The sequence below is a fragment of the Thermus antranikianii DSM 12462 genome, assembly GCF_000423905.1.
In the GTDB taxonomy this organism is placed as follows: Bacteria; Deinococcota; Deinococci; order Deinococcales; family Thermaceae; genus Thermus; species Thermus antranikianii.
In genome coordinates this window covers 1-23,857 of the sequence record NZ_AUIW01000001.1, presented here as the reverse complement: position 1 = coordinate 23,857, position 23,857 = coordinate 1, and the positions used below count along the sequence as shown (strand labels likewise).

The window sequence follows — 23,857 nt, the reverse complement described above, 5'->3', positions numbered from 1 at the left end:
GTGGAACTATGGCTGGTGCGCCACGGGGAAACCCTTTGGAACCGGGAAGGCCGCCTCTTGGGCTGGACCGACCTCCCCCTCACCCCCCTGGGGGAGGCCCAGGCCAAGGCCCTCCGAGGGGTTCTGCCGGGGCTTCCCGCCTTCAGCTCCGACCTGCTTCGGGCCCAAAGGACGGCGGAACTGGCGGGGTTTCAGCCCCAACCCGTCTTCGCCTTAAGGGAAATCCACTTCGGCCTTCTGGAAGGAGCCCTCTGGCAGGAGCTGGACCCCGCCTACCAGGAAGCCCTCCTGCGCTTCCAGGGCTTTGCCCCCCCAGGAGGGGAGAGCCTCGAGGCTTTCCAGGAAAGGGTTTTCCGCTTTCTGGAAAGCCTCACAGGACCAGCCCTTCTCTTTACCCATGGAGGGGTGATCCGGGCTGTGCTCCGGGCCTTGGGAGAGGATGCCCTCCTCCCTCCTGGCAGCGCCGTGGTCCTGGACTGGCCTAAGCGGGTCCTGGACCGCTTGATTCCAAACCCGTGAGCCTCCTTCTGGCTCTTCTCTTGGACTTCCTCTTTGGGGAACCCCCTGCCCGGTTCCACCCCGTGGTGCTCATGGGCCGGTACCTGGCCTGGGCCTGGCCCCAGGTGCGGGGTTTCTGGACGGGGGCCTTCTACTGGACCCTGGGGGCCCTCCTCTTCACCCTCCCCGCCCTTTTCCTGGACCTGATCCTCAGGCCCTTGGCCTGGGGCTGGCTTCTTCTGGGGCTTTTCCTCAAGCCCCTCTTCAGCTTGAGGATGCTCCTTTGGGAGGTGGGTAGGGTGGAGGAAGCCCTGTCCTATGGGCCTCTGCAGGGGCCGGATTCCCTTGCAGAAGCCCGGCGGCGCCTAGCCCGGATCGTGAGCCGCCCCACAGAAGACCTTTCCCCAGAGGAGGTTCGGGAAGCCGCCTTGGAAAGCCTTGGGGAGAACCTTTCCGATAGCGTCATCGCCCCTCTCCTCTATTACGCCCTCTTGGGGCTGGCCGGAGCCGCCCTGTACCGGTACGCCAACACCGCCGATGCCATGTGGGGCTACCTCGAGCACGGAAGGAGGGGAGCGTTTGCCGCCCGGGCCGACGACCTTTTAAACCTGGTCCCGGCCCGGATCACGGGCCTTCTCCTTTGCCCTCCCCGGCTCTGGCCCAGGCTCCTCCAGGAAGCCAGGAAGACGCTTTCCCCCAATGCCGGCTTCCCCATGGCCGCCTTGGCCTTGAGGCTAGGGGTGCGCCTGCGTAAGCGGGGAGCCTACGCCTTAAACGCCTCTGCCCCCTCCCCCACGCCCAAGACCACCCACCAGGCCTTGCGGCTAGCCCTAGCGGTGGGCTACGGCGCGGGCTTCCTCCTGGCCCTTCTCACCCTGAGGCGGTAGCTAAAGAGCTTTTCCCCGTTGTCCCAAGGGGGGCTTGGGTGTACATTCGTATCGTGGCGCAAGGCAGTTTAGAGAAAAGAGGGGGTGTGGGGGAGCTATAATCCCCCGGTTTCCAAGATAGCCCTACAGGCTGACCAAACCGGGGATACATGGGTCAGCGGTCACGCAAAGCGTACCTTGCAGCTACATGCGACCGAAGGGAGCTTAGCTCCCCCACGTCCACCACAGGTGGACACGGATTGGGTACAATGTTCTTGGGGACAAAGTTTCCCGTGGACCTTGAAACTTGGAGTAGGGGGTTCCATCGGGTAGTCCGATGGGTAAAACTCCAAACGAACACCCGTGGCAGAGCCAGAAGCATTGCGCTCGCCTGCCGATACGGAGTCAAGGTCTTTCTGGGCCCGGACGGGGCCTTCGGGGGAAACCCCGCGTGCTTTCCCGCAGGGAAACACCCCGAGAAGCCCCGGACTTTAGTCCGGGGAGTCGTCACACTTCCTCCTTTTCGGAGAAGGGGATGTACCCACCCTTACCCATGAGATCCTGCGCCGCACCGAACCCGATCGGAGCCAACGCCCCTTCGTGCACGTGGGGGGCTAGCGCCGCCAGTGCTTCAGAATTCCCGCCCCCAGGATGGTCATGGGTACCGCCAGGAATATACCCAGAAAACCGAAGAGCTTACCGAAGGCGAAGATGGCGAGGAGCAGCCCATGCGCTTCCAGGTATCCTCCAGCACCTCGGTCCAGCCGCTCCCTGGAAGGTATGGCGCCGCCCGGGCACCAAGTGGGGCTCGAGGGCGATCATCACCGCAAGAACCAGGGCCAAAACCATCTCGGAAACCGTCTCCCCCACCCTGAGGAGAAGATCCCCGGCCACGTGGGCGGAGGAAGCCAGGGAGGAGGCCAGGTCAGGAAGGGAAAGGGCCAGGTTATCCTGAAGCCACTGGAGGACCATGGGCAAGAGTTCCCCCGGGTGGTGGAACTGCAGGATCAGGAGGGGTGCAGCCAGGTAAAACCCCAAGCCCATCACCCCCAGGACCATGAGGTAGGCCAGGAAAACCGCGGAAGGCCGGGGGAACCTTCGCGCAAAGAGCCCCACCAGGGGATCCAAAGCCCCGGCCAGGGTAAAGGCCAGGAAGACCCAAAGAAGAAGGCTATAGAGGTGGGAAAGGGCCCAAAGGAAAAGGGCCAGGCTCAAAAAAAGCGGCGTACGGGAGGCGTTTCCATCCGGTCTAACCCTCCTCAGGATAATACCCCTACTTCATGAGGGGCCACACAAGTCCCTTGGTTAAGGCACAACCGGGCCCCCAGCCCGCCTGGCGGCGGGCTGGGGGTGGTTTACCGGGACCCCGCGTGGGGTGGCATAAGGCCCTTGACCGGTTGCGGGCCAGGGTATCCTGCAGGGCTTGGGGGGCCTTCCACTCCCCGACAGGGCCCGGGATCATCCCGGAACCCCCGCTGGCCAAAAGCCCCCTCGGGACCTAGCGACCCAGGTGGAGTAAATACCGGAAGCCAAGGGGCGGTACGGCCACTTCCTTGCGGTAGGTCCGCCCCTCCAGGGGGTCCCGCCAGCCACCTGGGGGCAGGGGTAGGGTGGCGGCCTCGAGGCCACTATTAAACGCTGCCAGCACCTCCCCTTCCCCCGGCTCCCCCCGGAGGAAAGCCAGCAGGTAACCCTCGCCATAGTAACTGCGAAAAACCGCGCTCCGAAGGGCGGGAAGCTCCCGGCGTAGCCCGGCCAAGGTCTGGTAGAAGACCAGGGTTTCCCCGTGGCACTTCTCCCACTGGAAAGGATACCGGTTGAGCTCGTGGGGGGGGTCGGCTGGCCTTTCCCCGGTGAAACCGCACTCATCCCCCTGGAAGGTTACGGGGAGACCGGGAAGGGCGTAGAGCATGGCCGCCGCAAGCCGCTGCCGGGCCCTGGCTTCCGGGCTGGGAACGTCCTTCAGGCCCCCGCCCCCAAGCTCGGTAAGGAGGCGGGCCGTGTCGTGGGAGGTGATCAAGTTGAAGCCCATCCCGGCCACCGCCTCCGGGTAAAGGGCGTAAACCCGGGCCAGGTCCGCCAAGGCCCGGCGGGCGTTGTACAGGGCCAGGCTTCCCCCCTTGGCAAAGCGAAGGAGGATATCCCGGCCGATGGCGTAGTTCATCAGGGAGTCAAACTCATCCCCCCGGAGCCAGCTAGGATCCCTCTGCCAGATCTCCGCCACCAGGTAGGCGTCGGGCTTGATGGCCTTCAGTTCGGCCCGCATTTCCTTAAAGAAAGCGTGAGGATTTAGCACATCCCCGGGCACATCCACCCGCACCCCGTCAAAGCCGAAGCGTACCCAGTACTTGGCCACCTCGATCAGGTAGCGCTTCACTCCCGGGTCGGCGGTATTCAGTTTGGGGAGGCTACCCAGGCCCCACCATCCCTCGTAGGCGGAACCATCGCCGGGCAGGAAGGGCCAGCGCTTGATGAAGTACCAGTTCCAGTAAGGGGACCTAGGCCCCCGCCGCACCACATCCTGGAAGGCCCAGAAGCCCAAGCCGGTGTGGTTGGGCACAAAGTCAAAGATCACCCGCATGCCGAGGCGATGGGCCTCGTCCAGCAGCTTGCGCAAGAGGGATTTGTCGCCGAACTTGGGGGAAACCTTGAGGTAGTCGTGGGTGTCGTAGCCGTGGGCCGACCCGGAATCAAAGATGGGATTCAGGTAGAGGACGCTAACCCCCAGCGCCTTTAGGTAAGGAAGCTTGGCCAGCACCCCGGCAAGATCCCCCCCGAAGTACTGGTGGCAGCAGTGCAGGGGCGAGGGGGGATCGCTCCAGTGGGAGAGATGGGGCTTGGGCCCGGAGGAGCGCTGCCACACCTGGTTAAAGCGGTACTCGTCGGTTTCCAGGGCCAGGGCGTCGTTGCCGGGATCCCCGTTGTAGAAGCGCTCGGGGAAGATCTGGTAACCCACCCCCTCGCCTACCCAGGCCACCTCGGCAAAGGGCCTTTCGGGAGGGTTAAAGGGACCGAACACCTCCTCCTTCCCATCCTGGGTCCGCACCAGGATGCGGTAGGCTCCCACGCCCCCAGGTAAGGTCCCACGCCAAACCTCGCTTCCCGGAAAACTCAGTTGCAGGTGCATGGGGACCCTCTTTCCTTCCACCTCTACCCAGGCGGCCGCCACCGCCCCCTCCCCCGCCCGGAAGCGCACGGAAAGCTTGCCGTCGGCATGGGAGACAAACTGGGCGTCCAACGGATCATGGGTGAAGTCCAGGGCCACGGGCCCCGCAGGAGGGGTGGGGGCTACCGGGGCCTGGACCACGATCACGGCGTTCTGACCCCCAAAGCCATCGTCCACACACCCTGCCGCCTTCGGGTCCACCATGGGCGTGCCGAAGGTGGGATCGTTGCACATGTCCCTGGGCCACTGGCCGTTGATGAAGAACTTGTACTGGTGCTCCCCTGGATCCAGGTCCACGGTTACCGCCCAGGACCCGTCCTCCTTCCGCATGGGGGTTTCCCTCCAGCTGTTGAAGGAGCCCCGGAGGCTTACCGAGCGCACCTCGAGGCCCGAAGGAGGTGTGTAGCGGAAGGTCACCGGGACCGCCAGGGCCAGGCTAAGCCATACCCACACCGCCAGGATTCTCCCCATATCCCCTCCTTTTCCTACCCACATAGAAGCGCTTCCATCATACTTCCTTCGCCTCTTTCGGCAACCGCAAACCGGATTTGCGTCCTAAATCCCCCATCCGCCAGTGGATTCCTCTTCACTTCGGAGGAAGCCATATCCGGCCCCGGTAAGGCCCTCCGGAATACCATGGATGCATGCACCTGAGCGGTATCCCTACCCAGCACCGCTCCTCCGGGTGTTCCGGGCCATTTGCTGCCCCGGCACCCAGGTGAACGTGCTGAGCCGGGCAACGGGTGGAACCCGGATAAGGAGGCGGTTGTGCTAGCAGGCTCCATCCTGACTCCCCAAGGCTTCGTACAGGGCAGGCTTCACTTCAGCGAGCGCATAGAGGCCATAGAGGAGGCTCCCGTGGAGGGCCCCTACATCCTCCCGGGCTTCTTGGACCTCCACGTGCACGGGGGAGGCGGAAGGGAGGTGATGGAGGGCCAGGAGGGAGTAGAAGCCACCTTGCGCTTCCACCTCCAGCACGGCACCACAGGCCTCCTCGCCACCACCGTCACCGCCCCCCTGGCCGATCTGGAAAGAGCCCTCAAAGGAGCGAAGGCGGCCATGGAAGGCCCTTGGGGAAAGGCCCTCCTGGGCGTTCACCTGGAGGGTCCTTTCATCAGCCCAAACCGCCTGGGGGCCCAGCCCCCCTTCCCCCTTCCCCCGGACCGGGAAATAGCCAGCCATCTTCTCTCCCTGGCTCCCGTGCGGGTGGTGACCCTGGCCCCCGAGCTTCCCGGGGCCTTAGAACTCATCCGCTTCCTGGCGGAAAAGGGCATCCGGGTCCAACTCGGGCACACGGGAGCCCGCTACGAGGAGGCCCTATCCGCCCTGGAGGCAGGGGCGGTGGGCTTCACCCACCTCTATAACGCCATGACCGGCCTGCACCACCGGGCCCCGGGGGTGGTGGGCCTGGCCCTAGAACGGGGGGAATGGGCCGAGATCATCCCCGATGGCCTGCATGTGCACCCGGCCGCCATCCGGCTGGCTTTGAAGACCATTCCCGGGCTGTACTTTGTGAGCGACGCCGTGGCCGCAGCGGGGATGCCGGAGGGCACCTATCCCCTGGGGGCCCATCGGGTGGAAAAGCGGAAGGAGGGGGTGTGGCTGGGGGAGTCCCTGGCGGGGAGCACCCTTACCCTGGACCAGGCCTTAAGGAACCTGGTGGCCTGGGGCGTGCCCTTGGAGGAAGCGGCCAAGCGGCTATCCCTGTACCCGGCCCGGTACCTGGGCCTTTCGGACCGGGGGGAGATCGCCTTGGGGAAGCGGGCGGATCTCGTGGTGCTGGACGAGGCCCTAAGGGTGCTGGAAGTGTACCTCGAGGGGAAACAGCTGGCCTAGTGCCCCCCCTGGGGTCCAGCACATCCCTAAGCCCATCCCCCAGGAGGTTAAAGGCCAAAACCCTGAACCGCATCCCTACCGCTAAGGCCGTGGCCGCATGGAACCCCGGCCCTAGCGCTACGGGTTTCCGCCACCATGGCCCCCACGCCGGGGTATGCGAGTGTACGCTAAAGCCGATAAAGGACTGCCCAGCAGCGGTAAGGATAGCAACCCCCACCTTGTAATCGGCCAGCAAATAAAATGAAACCCGGAGGAAGCCGTGGACAAAAAACAGAAGGAGCTGGCCCGGAGCTTTTCCTCCCGCCACGCCCAGGAGTATGCCCAAAGCATCAGCCACGCCGGGGGCCGCGATCTGAAGAGGTTGCTGGAGCTTTTAGAACCCAGGTCCTCGGAAAGAGCCCTGGATGTGGCCACGGGTCCCGGCCACACGGCTTTGGCCCTGGCCCCTTTTGTGCGGGAAGTCATCGGGATCGACCTGACCCCAGAAATGGCCATACCTTTCAGCCAGGCGGCCCGCGAACGGGGCTTGCGCAATGTCCGCTTCCTGGTGGGAGACGCCGAGTCCCTGCCCTTTCCTGAGGGGGAGTTCCATCTGGTCACCACCCGGAGGGCTGCCCATCACTTTCCCCGCATCGCCAGGGCCTTAGCCGAGATGGCCAGGGTGCTGAAGCCAGGAGGCCGTCTGGGAATCGCCGACATGGTGGCCCCGGAAAACCCAGAAGCCGCCCAACTCTTCAACGCCCTCGAGGCAGCCCGGGATAACTTCCACGTGCAGGCGTACACCGTGGAGGAATGGCAAGGGCTCATTCAAGAGGTGGGCTTAAGCCTCCTCCACCTGGAGGCATTTGAGGAGGAAGTGACCTGGCCTGAGTGGCTCTATCCCCTGGACCCAAAAGGGTGGGAAGCGAAGCGGGTGGAGGAGGTTTTGGCCCAGGCTTCCCCCGGAATCCGCCCCCTGGTGGTCCAGGAAGGGCCAGGGGATCGCACCCTCATCAAGCGCCGGATGGTCCTGGTGGCCCTGAAGGGCTAGGGCCCAGCTTGGCTAAAGGGGCGGGGTAAACCGCCCGTCCACCGCCGTCCAACCCCCATCCACCAGGAAGAGGGTGCCGGTCACGTAGCTGGAAGCCGGCGAGGCCAGGAACACCACCGCCATGGCCACTTCCTCGGGCTTTCCCCAGCGCAAGAGGGCGGTTTTCTCCGCATAGGCCCGGTACCAATCGGGATGGGTTTGGATGGGAGCGGTGAGGGGGGTTTCGATGGGCCCAGGGGCGATGGCGTTGGCCCGCACCCCATAGGGCCCAAGCTCCGCGGCCAGGGTACGCATGATCTGGAGGATCCCCGCCTTGGTGGCCGCATAAACCCCCTGCCCTGGTTCCACCACCAGGGCCCTTATGGAGGCAAAGGCGATGAGGCTTCCCCCCCTTTGCTCCCGCATCACCCGTCCCCCCGCCCTTAAAAGCCGCAAGGTTCCCTTCAGGTTCAGGTCCACCACCCGGTCGATCTCCTCGTCGGTGTAGTCCAGAAGGGGCTTGCGCACGTTGATGGCCGGGGTGGAAACCAAGGTATCCAGCCGGCCATGGGCCCGGTGCACCCTCTCCACCAACGCCTCGGCCTGGCCCCTGGCCGCCAGGTCAAGGGGGTGGGCCTCCGCCACCCCACCTTGTCTGCGGATGGCCTCGAGGACCTCCTTTAGACCCTTCTCATCCCGGTCCGCCAGCACCACCTTAGCCCCAAAGGCCGCCAGGGCCTCCGCGGAGGCCCGCCCGATTCCGGAGGCCGCCCCCACCACCAAAGCCACCTGCCCTCCTAGGTCGAAAAGTTGCCGGTAGTTCACCGCCACCTCCTTTCGTTTAGGCCAGCATACCGCGGTATAATCCCCCTCGGGAACCCCATATGGAAAAGGCCCTCCTGGCGGCGGAAGCGGTGGACGAAAAGGAAGTGGTGGAGCTCCTAAGGGCTCTGGTGCGGATTCCAAGCCACTATCCCGGACCCGGGGAAGAGGGGGTGGTGGCCTTCCTGGAGGAGTACCTGAGGGAGCGGGGTTTCCGCCCCTTCCGGCAGGAAGCGGCTTTGGGCCGGCCCAATCTGGTGGCGGACCTGGGGGAGGGGGAGGGGGGGTTGATCCTCGAGGGGCACACCGATGTGGTCACCCCCGGCCCAGAAAGCCTATGGCGCTACCCTCCCTACGAAGGGGTGGTGGAGGGAGGCCGGCTGTACGGCCGAGGAGCCTGCGACATGAAGGGAGGCCTCGCCGCCTTGATAGGAGCCCTGCTGGCGGTGAAGCGAGCCCTAGGCCAGCCCCGGCACCCCCTACGCCTCGCCGCTTTGGCCGATGAGGAGGGAATGATGCTGGGGGTGAAGGCCTTCGTGAGAGGAGGGCTGGCGCGAGGCTTCCGCGGTGCCTTGGTGGCCGAGCCTGAGGCCATGGAGGTCTGCCTTTGGCAGAAGGGAGCCCTGCGCCTATCCCTCCGCTTCCCCGGACGCATGGCCCACGGGGCCATGCCCTACGCCGGGGAAAACCCTATACCCAAGGCAGCCCGCTTCATCCTCGAGCTGGAAAGCCTCCAACGGGAGCTCCAGGAAGTTCATTCCCACCCCTTTCTGGGCCTTCCCTACCTCACCCCCACCCGCATCCTGGCCACCGCCGGGGAGGGGCAGCTCAACGTTATCCCCGCCGAAGCGGAGGTGGCCATGGACGTGCGCACCGTGCCGGGGTTGGACCACGAGGAGTTGGTGGCCAGGATCCAGGCCCTGGCGGGAACCCAGGTGGAGGTCCTGGAGGACCGCCCCCCCGTGGAGACCCCCAGGGAGGATCCTTTGGTGCAGGCAGCGGAGGAAGCCCTAAGGCTTCTCGGCCTTCCCGTGCGCCACGGCGGGGTACCCGGGGCCACGGACGGCACCTTCCTCCAGGCATGGGCGGGTCTTCCCGTGGTGGTCATGGGCCCTGGGGGGAAAACCCTGCCCCACCAGGTGGACGAGTGGGTGGACTTAAGGGAAGTGGTCCAGGCAGCCCGGGTCTACGCCGCCTTGGCGGTGCTCTATCTGGGGTAAGTGCCTTTGGGCATAGTATGGGGAAAGGGAGGGAAGACATGAAGAAGCGGTTGGCGTGGTTCCTTCTGCTGGGCCTCTGCTTGGCCCTGGCCCAGCCCAAAGGAGGAGAGCTTAGGGTGGCGATCCTGGCTGAGCCTCCTGTCCTGGATCCCACGGCCTCCACCAGCCAGGAGATTCCCCGCATGCTCTACGACAACGTCCTCCAGGGGCTGGTGAAGTTCAACGAGAAGGGGGAGATCGTCCCCGCGTTGGCCGAGCGCTGGCAAGGAAGCCCTTCCAGCCTCACCTGGACCTTCTATCTGCGCCGGGGGGTTCGTTTCCACAACGGTGCCCCCTTCACCGCCGAGGACGTGGTCTTCAAGTTCAACCGCGCCCGGGATCCCAAGTCTGGCCACACCCACCCCGAGTACTACCGGGACATCCAGAGCGTGGAGGCCAAGGATCCCTACACCGTGGTCTTCCGCCTGCGCCAGCCCAACCAGGACTTCCTCTTCAACCTGGCCCGCCCGGATTCCGTGATCGGCCCCAAGGGCAGGGTGGAGGAACAGAAAACCCAGCCCATTGGAACCGGACCCTTCCGCTTCGTGGCCTGGGAGCGGGGGGTTGGGGTGAGGCTGGAGCGGTTTGAAGGCTACTATGAGCCCGGCCTCCCCTATCTGGACCGGGTCTTCTTCCGTTTCCTGCCGGATCCAAACGCCCAGCTTGCCGCCTTGCGGGCGGGGGACATCCAGGTGATCGGCCTCGGGGTGAGCCCGGAAAACGCCCTGGTGCTCCAGCGGGATCCCAACTTCAAGGTGATCACGGGCTTTACCACCACGGAGATCACCGTGGGCATGAACAACAGCCGCCCCCCCTTCATCGACATCCGGGTACGGCGGGCCATCCAGCATGCCGTGGACAAGAAGACCCTGGTGGAGGGGGTGATGCTGGGCTTTGGCACCCCCATCGGCAGCCACCGCTCCCCAGGGGAGAGTTGCTACGAGGATCTTTCCGGCTACTACCCCTACGACCCCGCCAAGGCCCGGGCCCTTTTGCAAGAGGCCGGCTACGGACCCAACAACCCCTTGCGCTTCACCTTCACCCTAGCCGCCCCCTACCCCTACGAGAGGCGGCTTGGGGAGGCCATCGCTGCCCAGCTTTCCCAGATCGGGGTCCAGGCACGGCTGGAAGTGGTGGAATGGGCCACCTGGCTTTCCAGGGTCTTCCGAGGAGCCGACTACCAGATGACCATCATCGGCCACTCCGAGCCTCACGATATCGGCATCTACGCCAACCCCAACTATTACTTCCGCTACGACTCCCCCCGCTTCCGCGACCTCTACACCAGGTACCTGCGCACCCCCGATCCCAAGCGGGCCTGCGAGATCATGAAGGAGATGCAGCGCCTTCTCGCCCAGGATGCGGTGAACCTCTGGGTGATGAACGCCCCCTACATCGCCGCCATGCGCAAGGAGGTCATGGGCTGGTGGCAAAACCAGCCCACCCCGAGCCTCAACGTGACCCGGGTGTACTTGAACCGCTAAATGCGAAGCTTCCTCCTGAGGCGGGTCCTCCTGGCCCTGGCCACCCTGTGGCTGGCCTCCAGCCTGGTCTTCGCCTTCCTCCTCCTCCTCCCGGGGGACCCGGTGCAGGCCATCCTGGGCCTCGAGGCTTCGCCAGGTGCCCGGCAGGCCCTGGAACGCGCCCTCGGCCTGGACAAGCCCCCCTGGGAACGCTACGTGGACTGGCTCACCCGCATCCTCCGCTTCGACCTGGGGGAGTCCATCCGCTACGGAAAGCCCGTGGGCGAGCTCCTGGGCGAGCGGATCCCCCTCACCCTGAGCCTCGTCTTCCTGGGGCTTGGCGGCGCCCTTTTCCTGGCCTTACCCCTGGCCCTCCTAGCCCTTAGGTTTCCCCTATGCGACCTGGCCCTAAGCGGCCTTATGGCCTTTTTGCAATCCGTGCCCACCTTCTTTCTGGGGGTGGTCCTCCTCTACGCCCTGGCAGTGCACCTGCCCCTTTTCCCCGCCAGCGGCTTCCCGGGGTTTTCCCATCCATGGGAAGCCCTCCGCCACCTTTTCCTCCCCGCCCTCACCCTGGCCCTTTCCCGGGCAGCCATCCTCTTCCGCATGGCCCGGGGAAGCCTCCTAGAGGTGATGGGCCAGGACTACATCCGCACCGCCCGGGCCAAGGGGGTCCCCGAGACCTGGGTGCTCATCAAGCACGCCCTGAAGCCCGCAAGCCTTCCCCTGATCACCGTGCTGGGCTTAGAGGGAGGGTTCCTCCTTACCGGGGCGGTGGTGGTGGAGGTGGTCTTCGCCCTGCCGGGCATGGGAAGCCTGGCCTTGACGGCTCTCGAGGCCCGCGACTACCCTCTCCTCCAGGGTCTGGTGCTGGTCATGGCCGCCCTCATCGTCCTCTTCAACCTCCTGGTGGACCTCCTCTACGGCCTTTTGGACCCGCGGGTGGCGTATGCGTAGCCCAAGCCTCCTCTTGGGAAGCCTCCTGGTGGGCCTCTTCCTCCTCCTGGCCCTGGCTTCCTTCCTCTACCCCGTGGACCCCAACGCCCCCGACTTCCTCCACCGCCTCGCCCCTCCTTCCCCCACCCATCCCCTGGGGACCGATCCCTTGGGCCGGGACCTCCTGGCCCGTCTCCTTCACGGAGCAAGAAACGCCCTACTGGTGGGGAGCATCGCTGTTTCTGTGGGTTTTACCCTGGGCGTGGCCGCAGGCCTTCTTGCCGGATACCTGGGCCGGCACTGGGACGGGGCGTTAAGCCTCCTCATGGAGGCCCTCTATGCCCTTCCGGGCCTGCTGCTTGCCCTTCTTCTCGCTGCCCTCATGGGCCCCGGGATCTACAGCAGCATGCTGGCCGTGGGGCTTTCCATGGTTCCCGCCTTCTTCCGGGTGGCCCGGGCCGGGGCCATGGCCCTTAAGACCGCCCCCTTTGTGGAAGCCGCTTTGGCCCTGGGAGCCCCTCCGGGCTGGGTGATGCGCCGCCACCTCCTTCCCAACCTCCTGGGACCCCTTCTGGTCCAGGCCAGCCTGGCCTTCGCCGCCTCCCTCCTGGCCGAGGCCGCCCTCTCCTACCTAGGCCTTGGCGTCCAGCCCCCAAACCCAAGCCTCGGCCGGATGCTCCGGGAAGCCCAAAGCTTCCTCCCCCTTTCCCCCTACCCCGCCCTGGTTCCCGGGTTGGCCCTTTCCCTGGCCGTCTTGGGCTTTAATCTCCTGGGAGACGGCCTCCGGGACCGCCTGGACCCCCGGCGTTAGGGCTTGCATACCTTTGCAAGCACGTGGTAACTTGCCCCTGAACAAGGAGGAAACCATGTGTGCCCCTCTGGTGATGGAGGAAGTGGCCAAGCAGATTTCCCGCAGGGCCTTGTTGGGCGTGGGCCTAGGGCTTCTTGCCAGCCGGGCCGTGGCCCAGGCGCAGGTACAGGGCAAGGCCTTTAGCCGGGCGGTGGACCTCACCCACGAGCTCTCCCCGGAGATCCCCCTCTTCCCCGGGGCTGAACCCATGCGCATCACCACCCTGGTCACGGTGCGGCAAAACGGGTACTACGGCAACCGCATCGATTTCTGGGAGCACTCGGGAACCCATATGGACGCCCCCGCCCACTTCGCGGAAGGGGGGCTCACCGCGGAAAAACTGCCCGTGGAAACCCTCATCGCCCCCCTGGCCGTGATCCACATCCACGAGAAGGCCGCCCGCAACCCCGATGCCCAGGTGACCGTAGACGACATCCTGGCCTACGAGCGCCAGCACGGCCGCCTGCCCAAGGGGGCCCTGGTGGCCATGCACTCCGGCTGGGAAGCCCGCTGGCGCGACCCCAAGGCTTTTCTGAACCAGGACGCCACGGGCACCCTTCACTTCCCCGGCTTCTCCCCGGAGGCAGCAGAGTTTCTGGTGCGGGAGCGGGAGATCGTGGGGGTAGGGGTGGATACCCTCTCCCTGGACTTTGGCCCCTCCAAGGACTTCAAGGCCCACGTGACCCTCCTGGGCGCGGGGAAATACGGCCTGGAAAACCTGGCCAACCTGGCTCAGGTGCCTCCCGCCGGGGCCCTCATCTTCGTGGGAGCCCCCAAGCACCGGGGAGCCTCCGGAGGGCCCGTGCGGGCGGTGGCGGTATGGTGATCTCCTGGCCCCGCCTCCCTGGGGATGAGGAGTTGAGCCCGGAAGTCCAGGAGCGATTCGCCCGGTTCCGGGAGAAGACGGGCTTTGTTCCCAATGTGGCCCGGGCCTTCGCCCTGAGCCCCAGGTTTCTCCTCTGGTTCCGGTACTACGGCCCCCTTATGCGGGGGGAGGGTCTCCTCTCCCGGAAGGAGGGGGAAGCCATGGCCGTCACTTCACCTACCGAACGCTTAAGGCATAAAGCCTAACCTTGAGTCCAAGCCATGAGCTTTCTGGAATTTAAGCAGGTCTCCGTGGCCTTCGGTTCCTATGTGGCCGTGGAAGGAGTAAGCCTCCGTCTATCTCCAGGTGAGTTCGTGAGCCTAGTGGGCCCCACGGGATGCGGGAAAAGCACCCTCCTAAACGTGGCGGCAGGCCTTCTCGCCCCCACCCAGGGGGAGGTCCTCCTGGAAGGGAAGCCCCTTAGGGGGTTGAACCCGGTGGCGGGCTACCTTTTCCAGCAGGACGCCATCCTGCCCTGGAAGACCGCCCTGGACAACGTGGCCCTGCCCTTGGTCTTCCGGGGCGTGGGCTTGAGGGAGGCCCGGGAAAGGGCCCAGGCCTGGCTGGAGAAGGTGGGGCTGGGGCGGTTTCCCCGCCACTATCCCCACCAGCTTTCCGGGGGGATGCGCAAGCGGGTGGGGCTGGCCCAGGTGCTCATCGCCAACCCCAGGCTCCTCCTCATGGACGAGCCCTTTTCCGCCCTGGACGTGCAGACGCGGCAGCTCATGGAAAACGAGCTCCTCAGGCTCTGGCAGGAGGATCGCAAGACCGTGCTCTTCGTCACCCACGACCTGGAGGAAGCCATTGCCCTTTCCGACCGGGTGGTGGTCATGTCGGCGGGGCCCCGCTCCCGGGTCATCGGGGAGTTCCCCATCCCCCTCCCCCGGCCCAGGGATGTGGCGGAGATCCGGCTCACCCCGGAGTTCTTGCGCCTGCACCGAGAGATTTGGGAACTCCTAAGGGGGGAGGTGATGCGGGCCCATGCGGGGGCTTAGGCTACGGCTTTGGCAGGTGGGGCTGCTCCTTCTCTTCCTCGCCTGGTGGGAGTGGGCCTCGAGGACCGGCCGCCTGGACCCCTTCTTCTTCTCCCAACCCTCGGAGATCGCCGGAAGGATCTGGCGCTGGTTCAGCACCGGGGAGATCTACCCGCACCTTTACATCACCACCCTGGAGATGCTCCTGGCCTTTTTCCTCGGAACCCTGCTCGGGGTGGTCCTGGGGCTTTGGCTGGCCCTGGCCCCCAGCGTGGCGGCGGTCTTGGACCCCTACATCAAGGCCCTAAACGCCATCCCTCGGGTGGTCTTGGCTCCCATCTTTACCCTCTGGTTCGGCCTCGGGGTGCTCTCCAAGGTAGCCCTAGGGGTCACCCTGGTCTTCTTTGTGGCCTTCTTCAACACCTACCAGGGGGTTAAGGAGGTAAGCCCTGTGGTCCTGCAAAACGCCAAGCTCTTGGGGGCCAGGCCCGGTCACCTTCTCCGCCACGTCTACCTGCCCTCCGCAGCCAGCTGGATCTTCTCCAGCTTAAGGACCTCCATCGGCTTCGCGGTGATTGGGGCCGTGGTGGGGGAATACCTGGGAAGCGCCGCTGGGCTGGGTTACGTCATCGCCCAGGCAGAAGGGGTCTTTGACACCACCGGGGTCTTCGCCGGCATGGTGGTGCTCATGGTCTTCGTGTTGCTGTTGGATGCCGTGGTGGGCCAGGTGGAAAAGCGTCTAGTCCGTTGGCGCCCTAAAATGGAGGGGGAATAGCGGTCGAAGGAGGAAAGGAGGGGATATGAGGAGGCTGGTTGCGGCGCTTTTGGTGTTACTTTTGGCGGTGGGCTTAGCCCAGAAGCGGGTGGTGCTGGGGGTAGGGGGAAAGACGGCCGTGGTCTACCTACCCCTCACCGTGGTGGAGCGCCTGGGATACTTCAAGGAAGAAGGCCTGGACGTGGTGATCCAGGACCTGCAGGCGGGCTCGAGGGCCCTCCAGGCCCTGGTGGGGGGAAGCGTGGAGGTGGTGATGGGCTTCTACGACCACACCATCCAGATGCAGGCCCAGGGGAGAGACATCGTGGCCTTCGTGCAGGTGGGGCGTTACCCGGCCATCGTCCTGGGAGTGCGCTCAGACCTGGCGGACCAGGTGCGGAGCATCGCCGACCTTAAGGGGCGGAAGGTGGGGGTCACCGCTCCAGGAAGCTCCACCCATTTCTTCCTCAACTACCTCCTGGTGAAAAACGGGCTTAAGCCCACGGATGTGTCCGTGATCGGGGTCTCCGTGGGAGCCCAAGCGGTGGCCGCGGTGCAAAACCGTCAGGTGGACGCCATCTCCAACGTGGAACCCGCCATCACCCTCCTGGAGGAAAGGGGCCTCATCAAGGTACTGGCGGACACCCGCTCCACCAAGGGAACCCGGGAGGTTTTGGGTGGGGAGTATCCGGCCGCCGTCCTCTACACCACCCGGGCCTGGTTGGAGCGGAACCCCGACACCGCCCAGCGGCTGGTGAACGCCATGGTGCGGGGCCTGAGGTGGATGCAGGGCAAAACCCCTGAGGAAATCGCCGCCGTCTTACCGGAGGAGTACTTCCTGGGCGACCGGGCCCTCTACCTCAAGGTCCTCAGGAACTCCCTGGAGTCCTTCTCTCCCACGGGGCGCTTCAGCGACACCGCTCCCCTGAGGCCCCTCACGGTGCTTTCCGCCTTTGATCCCAACGTGGCCCGGGCCCGGATCGATCTCAAGCGCACGTACACCAATGAGTTCGTGGACCGGGTGCCCAAGCGGTAACATAATTCTTGGAGGTGCATGATTATGCGTAAGCTCCTTTTCTGGCTTTTCCCATTGGCCCTAGTAGCCCAAGCCCAGACCTGGAACATGGCCACCCCGTATCCTCCGGCCAACTTCCACACGCAAAACATTCAGCAGTTCGTAAAGGAAGTGGAGGAGGCCACGGGAGGCCGGCTCAAGATCTCCGTCCACCCTGGAGGCTCCCTCTTCCCCCATCCCCAGATCCTGCCCGCGGTGAGGAACGGGCAGGTGCAGATGGGGGAGGTGCTCATGTCCCTCCTCGCCAACGAAAACCCCATCTTCAACCTGGACTCCATCCCCTTCGTGGCCACCAGCTACGAAGAGGCCCGTCGGCTTTACCAGGCCCAGCGCCCTGAGGTGGAAAAGTGGCTGGCCCAAAGGGGAGTGGTCTTTCTTTACGCCGTTCCCTGGCCGCCTCAAGGGCTCTACACCAAGCGGCCCGTGAATACAGGGGCGGATCTCAAGGGCCTGCGGTTTCGGGCCTACAACCCCGCCACCGCCCGGCTGGCGGAGCTACTCGGCATGCACCCGGTGCAGGTGGAGGCCGCAGACATCCCTCAGGCCTTCGCCACGGGGATTGTGGAGGCCATGATCACCTCCCCGGTCACCGGGGTGGACAGCCAGGCTTGGGACTTCGCCCGTTACTTCTACGACGTGAAGGCCTGGATCCCCAAGAACATGGTGGTCATCGGCCGGCGGGCCTTTGAGAGCCTCTCCCCCCAGGATCGGGAAGCCCTGTTGCAAGCGGCCAAGCGGGCAGAGGAACGGGGCTGGCGGCTGAGCCAGGAGCAGGAGGAAAAGGCCATGCAAACCCTGGCGAGCCGGGGCATGCAGGTGGTCAAGCCCTCCCCCACCCTCCTGGCCGACCTCAAGAGGGTGGGGCAAACCATGATCCTGGAGTGGCAAAAGCAGGCGGGAGCCACGGGGGTCAAGGTCTACCGTCAGTACCTTGGACGATGAACCTCTTGGAGAAGGCCCTCGAGGGCCTCTACCGTCTATCCGAGTTCCTGGCGGCCCTCATGGGCCTTTTCATCCTCCTGGTGATCCTGGCCCAGGTGGCAGGACGGTACCTGGGCTTCGTGGTGCCCTCCGCCCTAGAGATGGCCGGCTTCGCCACCGCCGGGCTCATCTTCCTGGGCCTTGCTCCCACCCTGAGGGCCGGGGGGCACATCCAGATGCGGCTTCTCTTGCGAAGGCTTCCCCCCAAGACCCGTCGCCCGCTGGAAACCTTCGCCCTGGGGCTCGGGTTCCTAACGACCCTTTATGCCTCGGTTCAAACCTGGCTTAGGGTGGCGGAAAGCTTCCGCTACGGAGACCTGGCCCCAGGGCTTCTCCCCCTTCCCCTTTGGCTACCCCAAAGCTTCCTGGCGGTGGGCCTTAGCATCTTCGCCCTGGCCCTCCTCGAGGCGGGGCTGAAAACCTGGAAGGAGGGAAAGGAATGAGCCTCCTATGGGAAAGCCTTATCCTGGTGGGCCTTCTTTTCCTCCTCCTGGCCCTGGGGGTCTACGTGGGCCTAGCCCTCCTCCTGGTGGGCCTCGCTGGCCTGGTCTTTTTCACCACCGCTCCTCCGGGAGCCAACCTGGCCACCGCCCTATGGTCCGCCACCTCCGGCTGGAGCCTGGCTGCCTTGCCCCTTTTCGTCTGGATGGGGGAGGTTCTCTACCGTTCCCGGCTGGCCCAGGGGCTCTTCCAGGGGCTTAGCCCCCTTCTTTCCCGCCTTCCTGGGGGACTCCTTCATGTGAACGTGGTGGCCAGCGCCCTCTTCGCCGCCGTCATCGGCTCCTCCGCTGCCACCACCGCCACCGTGGGCCGGTTTACCCTGCCTGAGCTGTTGCGCCGCGGCTACCCCAAGCCCCTGGCCCTGGGCTCCTTAGCCGGGGCGGGAACCCTAGGCTTCCTCATCCCCCCTAGCGTCATCATGATCGTCTACGGGGTCATGGCCGAGGTTTCCGTAGCCCGGCTTTTCATGGCTGGAGTGGTGCCAGGAGCGGTTTTAACCTTGCTCTTCATGCTCCTGGTGGCCCTTCTGGCCTTCCTCTACCGCCACCAACTACCTCGGGAACCCCGGAAGCCCCTCTGCCAAAGCTTGGTCGGCCTTCTATCCGTTTTCCCGGTGCTTTTCCTCATCCTCCTGGTCCTGGGCTCCATCTACCTGGGGGTAGCCACCCCCACGGAGGCGGCGGCCATAGGGGTAGCGGGGTCCCTCCTCCTGGCGGGGCTAAACCGGGAGCTATCCCCCAGGATGTTCTTTGAAAGCTTGATGGGGGCCATACGCACCACCAGCATGATCGGCCTGATCCTGGCAGGAGCCGGGGTTTTGACCCTGGCCATGGGGTTCACCGGCATCCCCAGGGCCTTGGCCACCTGGGCGGTGGAAGCTGGGATCACCCCCGTGGCCCTCATCTTCTTCTTGAGCTTGGTTTACATCGTTCTGGGCTGGTTTCTAGATGGGATCTCCATCGTGGTCCTCACCATCAGCGTGATCCTTCCCGTGGTGAAGGCCATCGGCGTGGACCCCTTGTGGTTCGGCGTGTATCTGGTGATCATGGTGGAACTGGCCCAGATCACTCCCCCTGTGGGCTTCAACCTCTTCGTCATCCAGTCCTTAACCGGGGAGGACCTCTTCCACATCGCTCGCTATGCCCTTCCCTTCATGGGGGTGCTGCTCCTCATGGTGGTCCTCCTCGTGCTGTTCCCGGAGTTGGCCACGTGGCTACCCCGAACCATGACCGGGGGATAACATGCAGGTCATCCCTTTGTGGACAGGTTTTCCCGGAAAAACCCACCGCGGCTACCTGGGTGCCTCCAGCGCCTACGTGATCCTGGCATCCAGGACGGTTCTCTACGACACCCTGGGCTTCGGCGAAAGGGAGGGGCTTTATCACCGCCTCAAAGACCTAGGCATACCGCCTGAGAGGGTGGAGGTGGTGGTCGTAAGCCATCTGCACTTTGACCATGCGGCCAACGTGGACCTCTTCCCTCAAGCAGAGATCATTCTGCACAAGCTGGAGTGGACACACGCAAAGAGGGTAGCCCGAAATCCCCTCGAGGATCCCGCCTGCCTCTACACCCTCCTCCCCCTCCTGGACCAAATGCGGATTCGCGAGGTAACCGTGGGGGAGGAAGAACTTCTCCCAGGGCTCCGTCTTCTTCACCTGCCCGGGCACACCCCGGGTCTATTGGGCCTCGAGGTGGAAGGTGTGGGAATCCTGGTAAGCGATGCGCTCAAGAGCCGCTTCGATCTGGAAGGTCCTCCTGCGCCCCCCTGTTGGAACCCCCAGCTAGCCCTGGAAACCCGGGGACGCATCCTGCAATACCCGCGCATCTTCCCCGGGCACGATGTCCCTTTGGCACGTAAGGGAAACACCTTTGTGGCGGAAACCCAGGCCGAGCTGGGCTTCTTCTATGGGGGAAGGGAGGTTAAGCTTTCCCTGTAAGGGGGTGGCCATGCTCATAGACCTCAACGCTGACGCTGGGGAATCCTATGGGACCTTTACCTACGGTCACGATCGGGAAATCTTTCCCCTGGTGACCTCGGTGAACCTGGCCTGCGGCTTTCATGGGGGAAGCCCCACCCGCATAAGGGAGGCGGTGGCCCTTGCCAAGGCCCATGGAGTGGCGGTGGGAGCCCACCCGGGCTTCCCCGACCTGGTGGGCTTTGGTCGCAGGGATATGGCCCTGAGCCCCGAGGAAGTCTATGCGGACGTCCTCTACCAGATAGGAGCCCTCTACGCCTTCCTGAAGACGGAAGGGCTAAGCCTTCACCACGTGAAGCCCCACGGGGCCCTCTACCTCAGAGCCTGCCGCGACCGGGAAACCGCCCGGGCCATCGCCGAGGCGGTGAAGGCCTTTGACCCCGAAGTGCCCTTGGTGGTGCTTCCCGGCACGGTGTACGAGGAGGAGGCCCGGAGGGCAGGGCTAAGGGTGGTCCTCGAGGCCTTTCCCGAACGGGCGTATCTGAAAAACGGCCAGCTGGCCCCCCGCTCCCTCCCGGGAAGCTGGATCAGCGATCCCAAGGAGGCAGCCAGGCGGGCCCTCAGGATGGTTCTAGAAGGAAAAGTCGAGGCCCTGGATGGCGGGGAGGTGGAGGTCAAGGCGGAAACCCTTTGCATCCACGGGGACAACCCCAACGCCCCCGAGGTGGCACTGGCGGTGCGCAGGGCGCTGGAGGAAGCAGGGGTAGAGGTGAAACCCTTCTAAAAGGCAGTCGGCTCAGCGCCAGACCCCCTTCTCACGGAAAAAGCGTATGGCTCCCTCATGGTAGGGAATCCTTCCTCCCCGGGAACGCACGGCGTTTTCCAGGGTGGTGTCCCGGGCTGGGGCCACCGCCGCATGCAGGGCGGAAAGGTTTTCAAACACAGCTTTGACCATGCCGTAGGCTACGTCCTCGGGAAGGCTAGCCGGGCACACAAAGACGTTCCAAAAGGTAAGGGTTGGCGTATCGTAGCGGGTGTTATACACACTCTTGGGAATAACCCCCGTATCTACCACTCCGGGAAAGCGGCGCATAAGGACCTGAACCGAGGTGCTCTCCTTGGGAAGCGGAACAAGGTATAGGCGCTTTCCTTTCCGGGAAAGGCTTCCCGCAAGCTCCACGATACTCCCCGTAGGGAGCCCACCCGACCAGAAGAAGGCATCTAGGTTGCCCTCGGAAAGCATCTGGGCGCTTTCAGCCACCCGGGTCCTTTCCCATTTGGCAAAGTGCACCCGTGGATCAAACCCTGGAATGGCAGCGGACATTAGGATCCGGGCCTCGTACTCGATGATACCCCCGGGCACCTCCGTGGAGACCCGCTTCCCCTTCAAATCCTGAAGCACGCGAATCCCGCTACCCTCCGTGGTCACCACGTGGAAGTAGTTGGGGTACATGGTGAAGAGGATCCGCACGGGGGCAGGCTTCCCTTGAAAACGTTCCTCCCCCTGATGGGCCATCAGGGCCGCATCGGGGAGGGCGGTTCCGCAGTAATAGACACCCCTCGAGGCATCCGTGCGATCGCGCAGGAGCATGAGATTCTCTATGGATCCCCCGGACTGCATGGCTTGAGCCTGGACCACCCCCGCTTTGTTGAGGATCTCCGCCACCGCGGTGCCGTAGTAAAAGTAAACCCCTCCCACACCCCCGGTACCGATGAGGACCTGTGGCTTCTGGGCCAAAACCGGGCTTAAGACCCCCAGGACGAGATAGGCGAGCAGGCTCCACCTCATGGACCACCCCCTGATGCACACAAGTCTACCAAAAGCCAACTTACAGGAACTCCCCACTCTTTCTGGTCCTATCGTATCCTTAGCAACCGGCACAAACCGGCCTGAAAGGGAAAAGTCTAGGCCCTAGGACAGATCCCGGCCAGCGCCCTCTGCGGCGTAGCCAAAGTTTGGGCATAGCGACGCATTCTCAGAGGTCACTCCTGCAACCGAAAGCGTCGAACGAGGGCCGAGGTATCCAAACGCCTACCGACTCCCTAGGTTATCCTGCGAGCCCTTCAGTTGATAGATCCGGGAAGGCCTACCCGGTTGGCCATACGAGGTGCGAACCTCCAGCACCCCCTCCTGGCAGAGTCTTTCCAGGTACCTCCAGGCCGTCACCCGGGAAATTCCAAGGGCCTTGGCCACATCCTCAGCTGTCACAGGCTTCCCCGAAGCAGAGAGTACCTTTAGCACCTCCTCCCGAGTAAGGGGATCGAAGCCCTTATCGAAGCGCCGCCGAGCCAAAATCCGGTCCAGGTCTTGTTGGGACACCTCCCTCTTGGTGTTCAGGGAGACAAAAGCTCGAAAGCGCACCAGAGCCTCCTGGAATCTGCCTCTACTAAAAGGTTTTACCAAATAATCCATGGCCCCACCCAAAAGGGCCCTTTCCACCGTCGGCACATCCTTGGCGGCGGTGATCACGATTGTATATATCCCCAAGAGCTTAGGCAGTAGATCCAAACCATGACCATCGGGCAGGTAAAGATCTAAAAGAACCAAATCCAGATCTCGAAGGGATTCCAGGGCCTCCAGGGCCTCTCTAAATCCTTGAGCCACATATACCACTTGGATGCCTTCAGCCTCCAAAAAAGCCCGGTGCAAGGAAGCCACCCGACGATCGTCCTCCACGATTAGGCACCGGCCCACAGAACCTCCGGGAAATGGGCGTAGAATACCGTCCATTCGCCCTCCCTATAGTACCCAAGCCTACCCCCATATGCCTCCACTTGCGAGCGGGTGAGGGCCAGGCCATAACCTCTATCCCTGCCCTTGCCGCTTACTCCCGGCGAGAAGAGAACCTTGCTCAGCCCTGAGGGCACACCAGGGCCGTTGTCCCGCACCTCCAGCCACAACCCCTTGTCCTCCCAGAAACGCACTACCACCTTGCCCCTCGGCTGATTGGAAACAGCTTCCAAAGCATTCTCTAAGAGGTGGCCCACCGCAGCTACCAACACTTCAGCCAAAGGGGCAAATCGAAAGGGAAGGATCCCCTCCACCTCCAGCTCCACCCCTAGCTCACGGGCCCTACGGACCTTTCCTAAGAGCAAAGCGGCCACCAGGGGAAGCTCTACATGGGAAAGAAGCGCCTCCAGATGCTCCTCAGCACCCAGCTCCCCCTGAATGAGCCTAAGAGCCTCCTCCACCTTGCCCAGCTCCAGCAACCCCCCTAGCACATGAAGTGTGTTGCGAAACTCATGGGCTTGCGCCCGCAATAGATCCAAAGTCCGTCGGCTTTGGGTGAGGGACTCCGCCAAGCGAAGGAGTTCCGCCTGATCCTGAATGACAACCACCTGCCGGGTCCCCCCTCCCAAAATCCGCACCCGTGCCCGGCGGTGGCTAGGAAGCGCCAGGATCGCTTCCTCCACCCCTTGGCGTAGCACCTCCCGGAGGGCAGGCCACACCCTATCCAGGGACAAAGGGGGTATGGCCCCTTTGGGCAGAGCAAGGAGTTCCAAAGCCCGCGGGTTTAAGAGTTCCACCAGATCTTCCCTCAAAACCAGCACTCCCTCGTCCAGGTTGTCCAAGGCTCCACCTAGTACCGATAGGCGTTCGCGCGCGGCACCCAATTGGAAACCTAGGGTTCTCCGAATTAGGCCATGTAACCTAAGCCAGGTCCAAACCCCTACCACCACCGTCAAAAAGAAACCGGGCCACCCACTGGGCACAAATAGGCGGGCCCGGCGCTCCACCTCCAAGGCACCCTCCCCCAGGGGTACAGCCACCAGCACACGGATTTCTCCCCCTTTTAGCACAAACGTCTTGGAGGTTTCCCCAATAAGGGGTAGGTAGCTTTCGGGTTGTTGCGTCACGCGCACGCCCAGGAGGGCAGCATTCTCCTTTTTTCCTTGAAAGTAAGCGGCCAGAGCCTCGGCTTCCTGAAAGAGCAAACTGACCAAGTATCGATTGGCCTCAAGGGCGGTGTAGGTCGTGTCAAGAGTTATGTGTAAGAGTCTGTGTACGGGGGGCATACCGCTCCTGAAGCATCTTCTCCAGCACCTCCTTCACCTCCGAGAACCCCTTTAGTTTCCGTTCTGCCC

24 protein-coding genes are annotated in these 23,857 nt (G+C 64.0%); 18 read left to right on the top strand and 6 right to left on the bottom strand.

Features of this window, described 5'->3' with window-relative positions:
• Nucleotides 1–519, top strand: coding sequence for a histidine phosphatase family protein (locus G584_RS0100130; RefSeq protein ID WP_028492791.1), 519 nt, complete (start codon nt 1–3; stop codon nt 517–519).
• Nucleotides 516–1,385, top strand: coding sequence for an adenosylcobinamide-phosphate synthase CbiB (gene cbiB / locus G584_RS0100125; protein WP_028492790.1), 870 nt, complete (start codon nt 516–518; stop codon nt 1,383–1,385). The genes G584_RS0100130 and cbiB overlap by 4 nt, the downstream gene beginning before the upstream one ends.
• Before the next feature lie 675 nt (nt 1,386–2,060).
• On the opposite strand, the gene G584_RS0100115 is transcribed toward cbiB, so the two are convergent.
• Nucleotides 2,061–2,579 carry an AI-2E family transporter gene (locus G584_RS0100115; protein WP_028492789.1) on the bottom strand — a complete coding sequence of 173 codons (519 nt, stop codon included), beginning with the start codon at nt 2,577–2,579 and terminating at the stop codon, nt 2,061–2,063.
• A gap of 283 nt (nt 2,580–2,862) precedes the next feature.
• A complete protein-coding gene (locus G584_RS0100110) occupies nt 2,863–5,001 on the bottom strand; it encodes an alpha-amylase family glycosyl hydrolase (protein ID WP_028492788.1) in 2,139 nt (712 codons plus the stop codon).
• Nucleotides 5,002–5,298: 297 nt separating this feature from the next.
• On the opposite strand from G584_RS0100110, the gene nagA reads away from it, so the two are divergent.
• Both nagA and G584_RS11785 read left to right on the top strand, forming a co-directional pair.
• Nucleotides 5,299–6,366, top strand: coding sequence for an N-acetylglucosamine-6-phosphate deacetylase (gene nagA / locus G584_RS0100105; RefSeq protein WP_028492787.1), 1,068 nt, complete (start codon nt 5,299–5,301; stop codon nt 6,364–6,366).
• 259 nt (nt 6,367–6,625) lie between these two features.
• Nucleotides 6,626–7,396, top strand: coding sequence for a class I SAM-dependent methyltransferase (locus G584_RS11785; RefSeq protein ID WP_051209094.1), 771 nt, complete (start codon nt 6,626–6,628; stop codon nt 7,394–7,396).
• A gap of 12 nt (nt 7,397–7,408) precedes the next feature.
• Here G584_RS11785 and G584_RS0100095 read toward each other — a convergent pair whose 3' ends face one another.
• Nucleotides 7,409–8,200 carry an SDR family NAD(P)-dependent oxidoreductase gene (locus G584_RS0100095; RefSeq protein WP_028492786.1) on the bottom strand — a complete coding sequence of 264 codons (792 nt, stop codon included), beginning with the start codon at nt 8,198–8,200 and terminating at the stop codon, nt 7,409–7,411.
• A 59-nt stretch (nt 8,201–8,259) separates the two neighbouring features.
• Between G584_RS0100095 and G584_RS0100090 the strand changes: the two genes are divergently transcribed.
• Genes G584_RS0100090 through G584_RS0100025 form a run of 14 tightly spaced genes read left to right on the top strand, consistent with a single transcriptional unit; the run spans nt 8,260 to nt 20,555 of the window.
• A complete protein-coding gene (locus G584_RS0100090) occupies nt 8,260–9,417 on the top strand; it encodes a M20 family metallopeptidase (RefSeq protein ID WP_028492785.1) in 1,158 nt (385 codons plus the stop codon).
• A gap of 38 nt (nt 9,418–9,455) precedes the next feature.
• Nucleotides 9,456–10,940 (top strand): ABC transporter substrate-binding protein, encoded by a 1,485-nt coding sequence (locus G584_RS0100085; RefSeq protein ID WP_028492784.1) that lies wholly within the window; start codon nt 9,456–9,458, stop codon nt 10,938–10,940.
• On the top strand, nt 10,941–11,876 hold the full coding sequence (locus tag G584_RS0100080; RefSeq protein WP_028492783.1) for an ABC transporter permease: 936 nt from the start codon (nt 10,941–10,943) through the stop codon (nt 11,874–11,876). It abuts the gene before it with no gap.
• Nucleotides 11,869–12,666 (top strand): ABC transporter permease, encoded by a 798-nt coding sequence (locus G584_RS0100075; protein ID WP_028492782.1) that lies wholly within the window; start codon nt 11,869–11,871, stop codon nt 12,664–12,666. Before G584_RS0100080 ends, G584_RS0100075 begins: the two co-directional genes overlap by 8 nt.
• A 55-nt stretch (nt 12,667–12,721) precedes the next feature.
• A complete protein-coding gene (locus tag G584_RS0100070; RefSeq protein WP_028492781.1) occupies nt 12,722–13,531 on the top strand; it encodes a cyclase family protein in 810 nt (269 codons plus the stop codon).
• Complete coding sequence (locus G584_RS0100065; protein ID WP_028492780.1) at nt 13,525–13,776, top strand: carboxymuconolactone decarboxylase family protein; 252 nt, start codon at nt 13,525–13,527, stop codon at nt 13,774–13,776. Before G584_RS0100070 ends, G584_RS0100065 begins: the two co-directional genes overlap by 7 nt.
• Nucleotides 13,777–13,791: 15 nt before the next feature.
• Nucleotides 13,792–14,565 (top strand): ABC transporter ATP-binding protein, encoded by a 774-nt coding sequence (locus G584_RS0100060; RefSeq protein ID WP_028492779.1) that lies wholly within the window; start codon nt 13,792–13,794, stop codon nt 14,563–14,565.
• Nucleotides 14,552–15,319 carry an ABC transporter permease gene (locus G584_RS0100055; RefSeq protein ID WP_028492778.1) on the top strand — a complete coding sequence of 256 codons (768 nt, stop codon included), beginning with the start codon at nt 14,552–14,554 and terminating at the stop codon, nt 15,317–15,319. The genes G584_RS0100060 and G584_RS0100055 overlap by 14 nt, the downstream gene beginning before the upstream one ends.
• 25 nt (nt 15,320–15,344) lie before the next feature.
• Nucleotides 15,345–16,334: an ABC transporter substrate-binding protein gene (locus tag G584_RS0100050; RefSeq protein WP_028492777.1), complete on the top strand. Its 990-nt coding sequence runs from the start codon at nt 15,345–15,347 to the stop codon at nt 16,332–16,334.
• A gap of 24 nt (nt 16,335–16,358) precedes the next feature.
• Complete coding sequence (locus G584_RS0100045; RefSeq protein ID WP_028492776.1) at nt 16,359–17,315, top strand: TRAP transporter substrate-binding protein; 957 nt, start codon at nt 16,359–16,361, stop codon at nt 17,313–17,315.
• Complete coding sequence (locus tag G584_RS0100040) at nt 17,312–17,797, top strand: TRAP transporter small permease (RefSeq protein WP_028492775.1); 486 nt, start codon at nt 17,312–17,314, stop codon at nt 17,795–17,797. Before G584_RS0100045 ends, G584_RS0100040 begins: the two co-directional genes overlap by 4 nt.
• Complete coding sequence (locus G584_RS0100035) at nt 17,794–19,095, top strand: TRAP transporter large permease (protein WP_028492774.1); 1,302 nt, start codon at nt 17,794–17,796, stop codon at nt 19,093–19,095. Before G584_RS0100040 ends, G584_RS0100035 begins: the two co-directional genes overlap by 4 nt.
• A gap of 1 nt (nt 19,096) precedes the next feature.
• Complete coding sequence (locus tag G584_RS0100030) at nt 19,097–19,792, top strand: MBL fold metallo-hydrolase (protein WP_028492773.1); 696 nt, start codon at nt 19,097–19,099, stop codon at nt 19,790–19,792.
• 10 nt (nt 19,793–19,802) lie between these two features.
• Nucleotides 19,803–20,555, top strand: coding sequence for a LamB/YcsF family protein (locus tag G584_RS0100025; protein WP_028492772.1), 753 nt, complete (start codon nt 19,803–19,805; stop codon nt 20,553–20,555).
• A 12-nt stretch (nt 20,556–20,567) separates the two neighbouring features.
• Here G584_RS0100025 and G584_RS0100020 read toward each other — a convergent pair whose 3' ends face one another.
• From G584_RS0100020 to G584_RS12395, 3 genes are all read right to left on the bottom strand, one after another.
• Nucleotides 20,568–21,560 (bottom strand): TAXI family TRAP transporter solute-binding subunit, encoded by a 993-nt coding sequence (locus G584_RS0100020; protein ID WP_028492771.1) that lies wholly within the window; start codon nt 21,558–21,560, stop codon nt 20,568–20,570.
• Nucleotides 21,561–21,803: 243 nt separating this feature from the next.
• Complete coding sequence (locus G584_RS0100015) at nt 21,804–22,466, bottom strand: response regulator (RefSeq protein WP_038050598.1); 663 nt, start codon at nt 22,464–22,466, stop codon at nt 21,804–21,806.
• Complete coding sequence (locus G584_RS12395) at nt 22,451–23,344, bottom strand: sensor histidine kinase (RefSeq protein WP_245563266.1); 894 nt, start codon at nt 23,342–23,344, stop codon at nt 22,451–22,453. Before G584_RS12395 ends, G584_RS0100015 begins: the two co-directional genes overlap by 16 nt.
• Between the last annotated feature and the right edge of the window lie 513 nt (nt 23,345–23,857).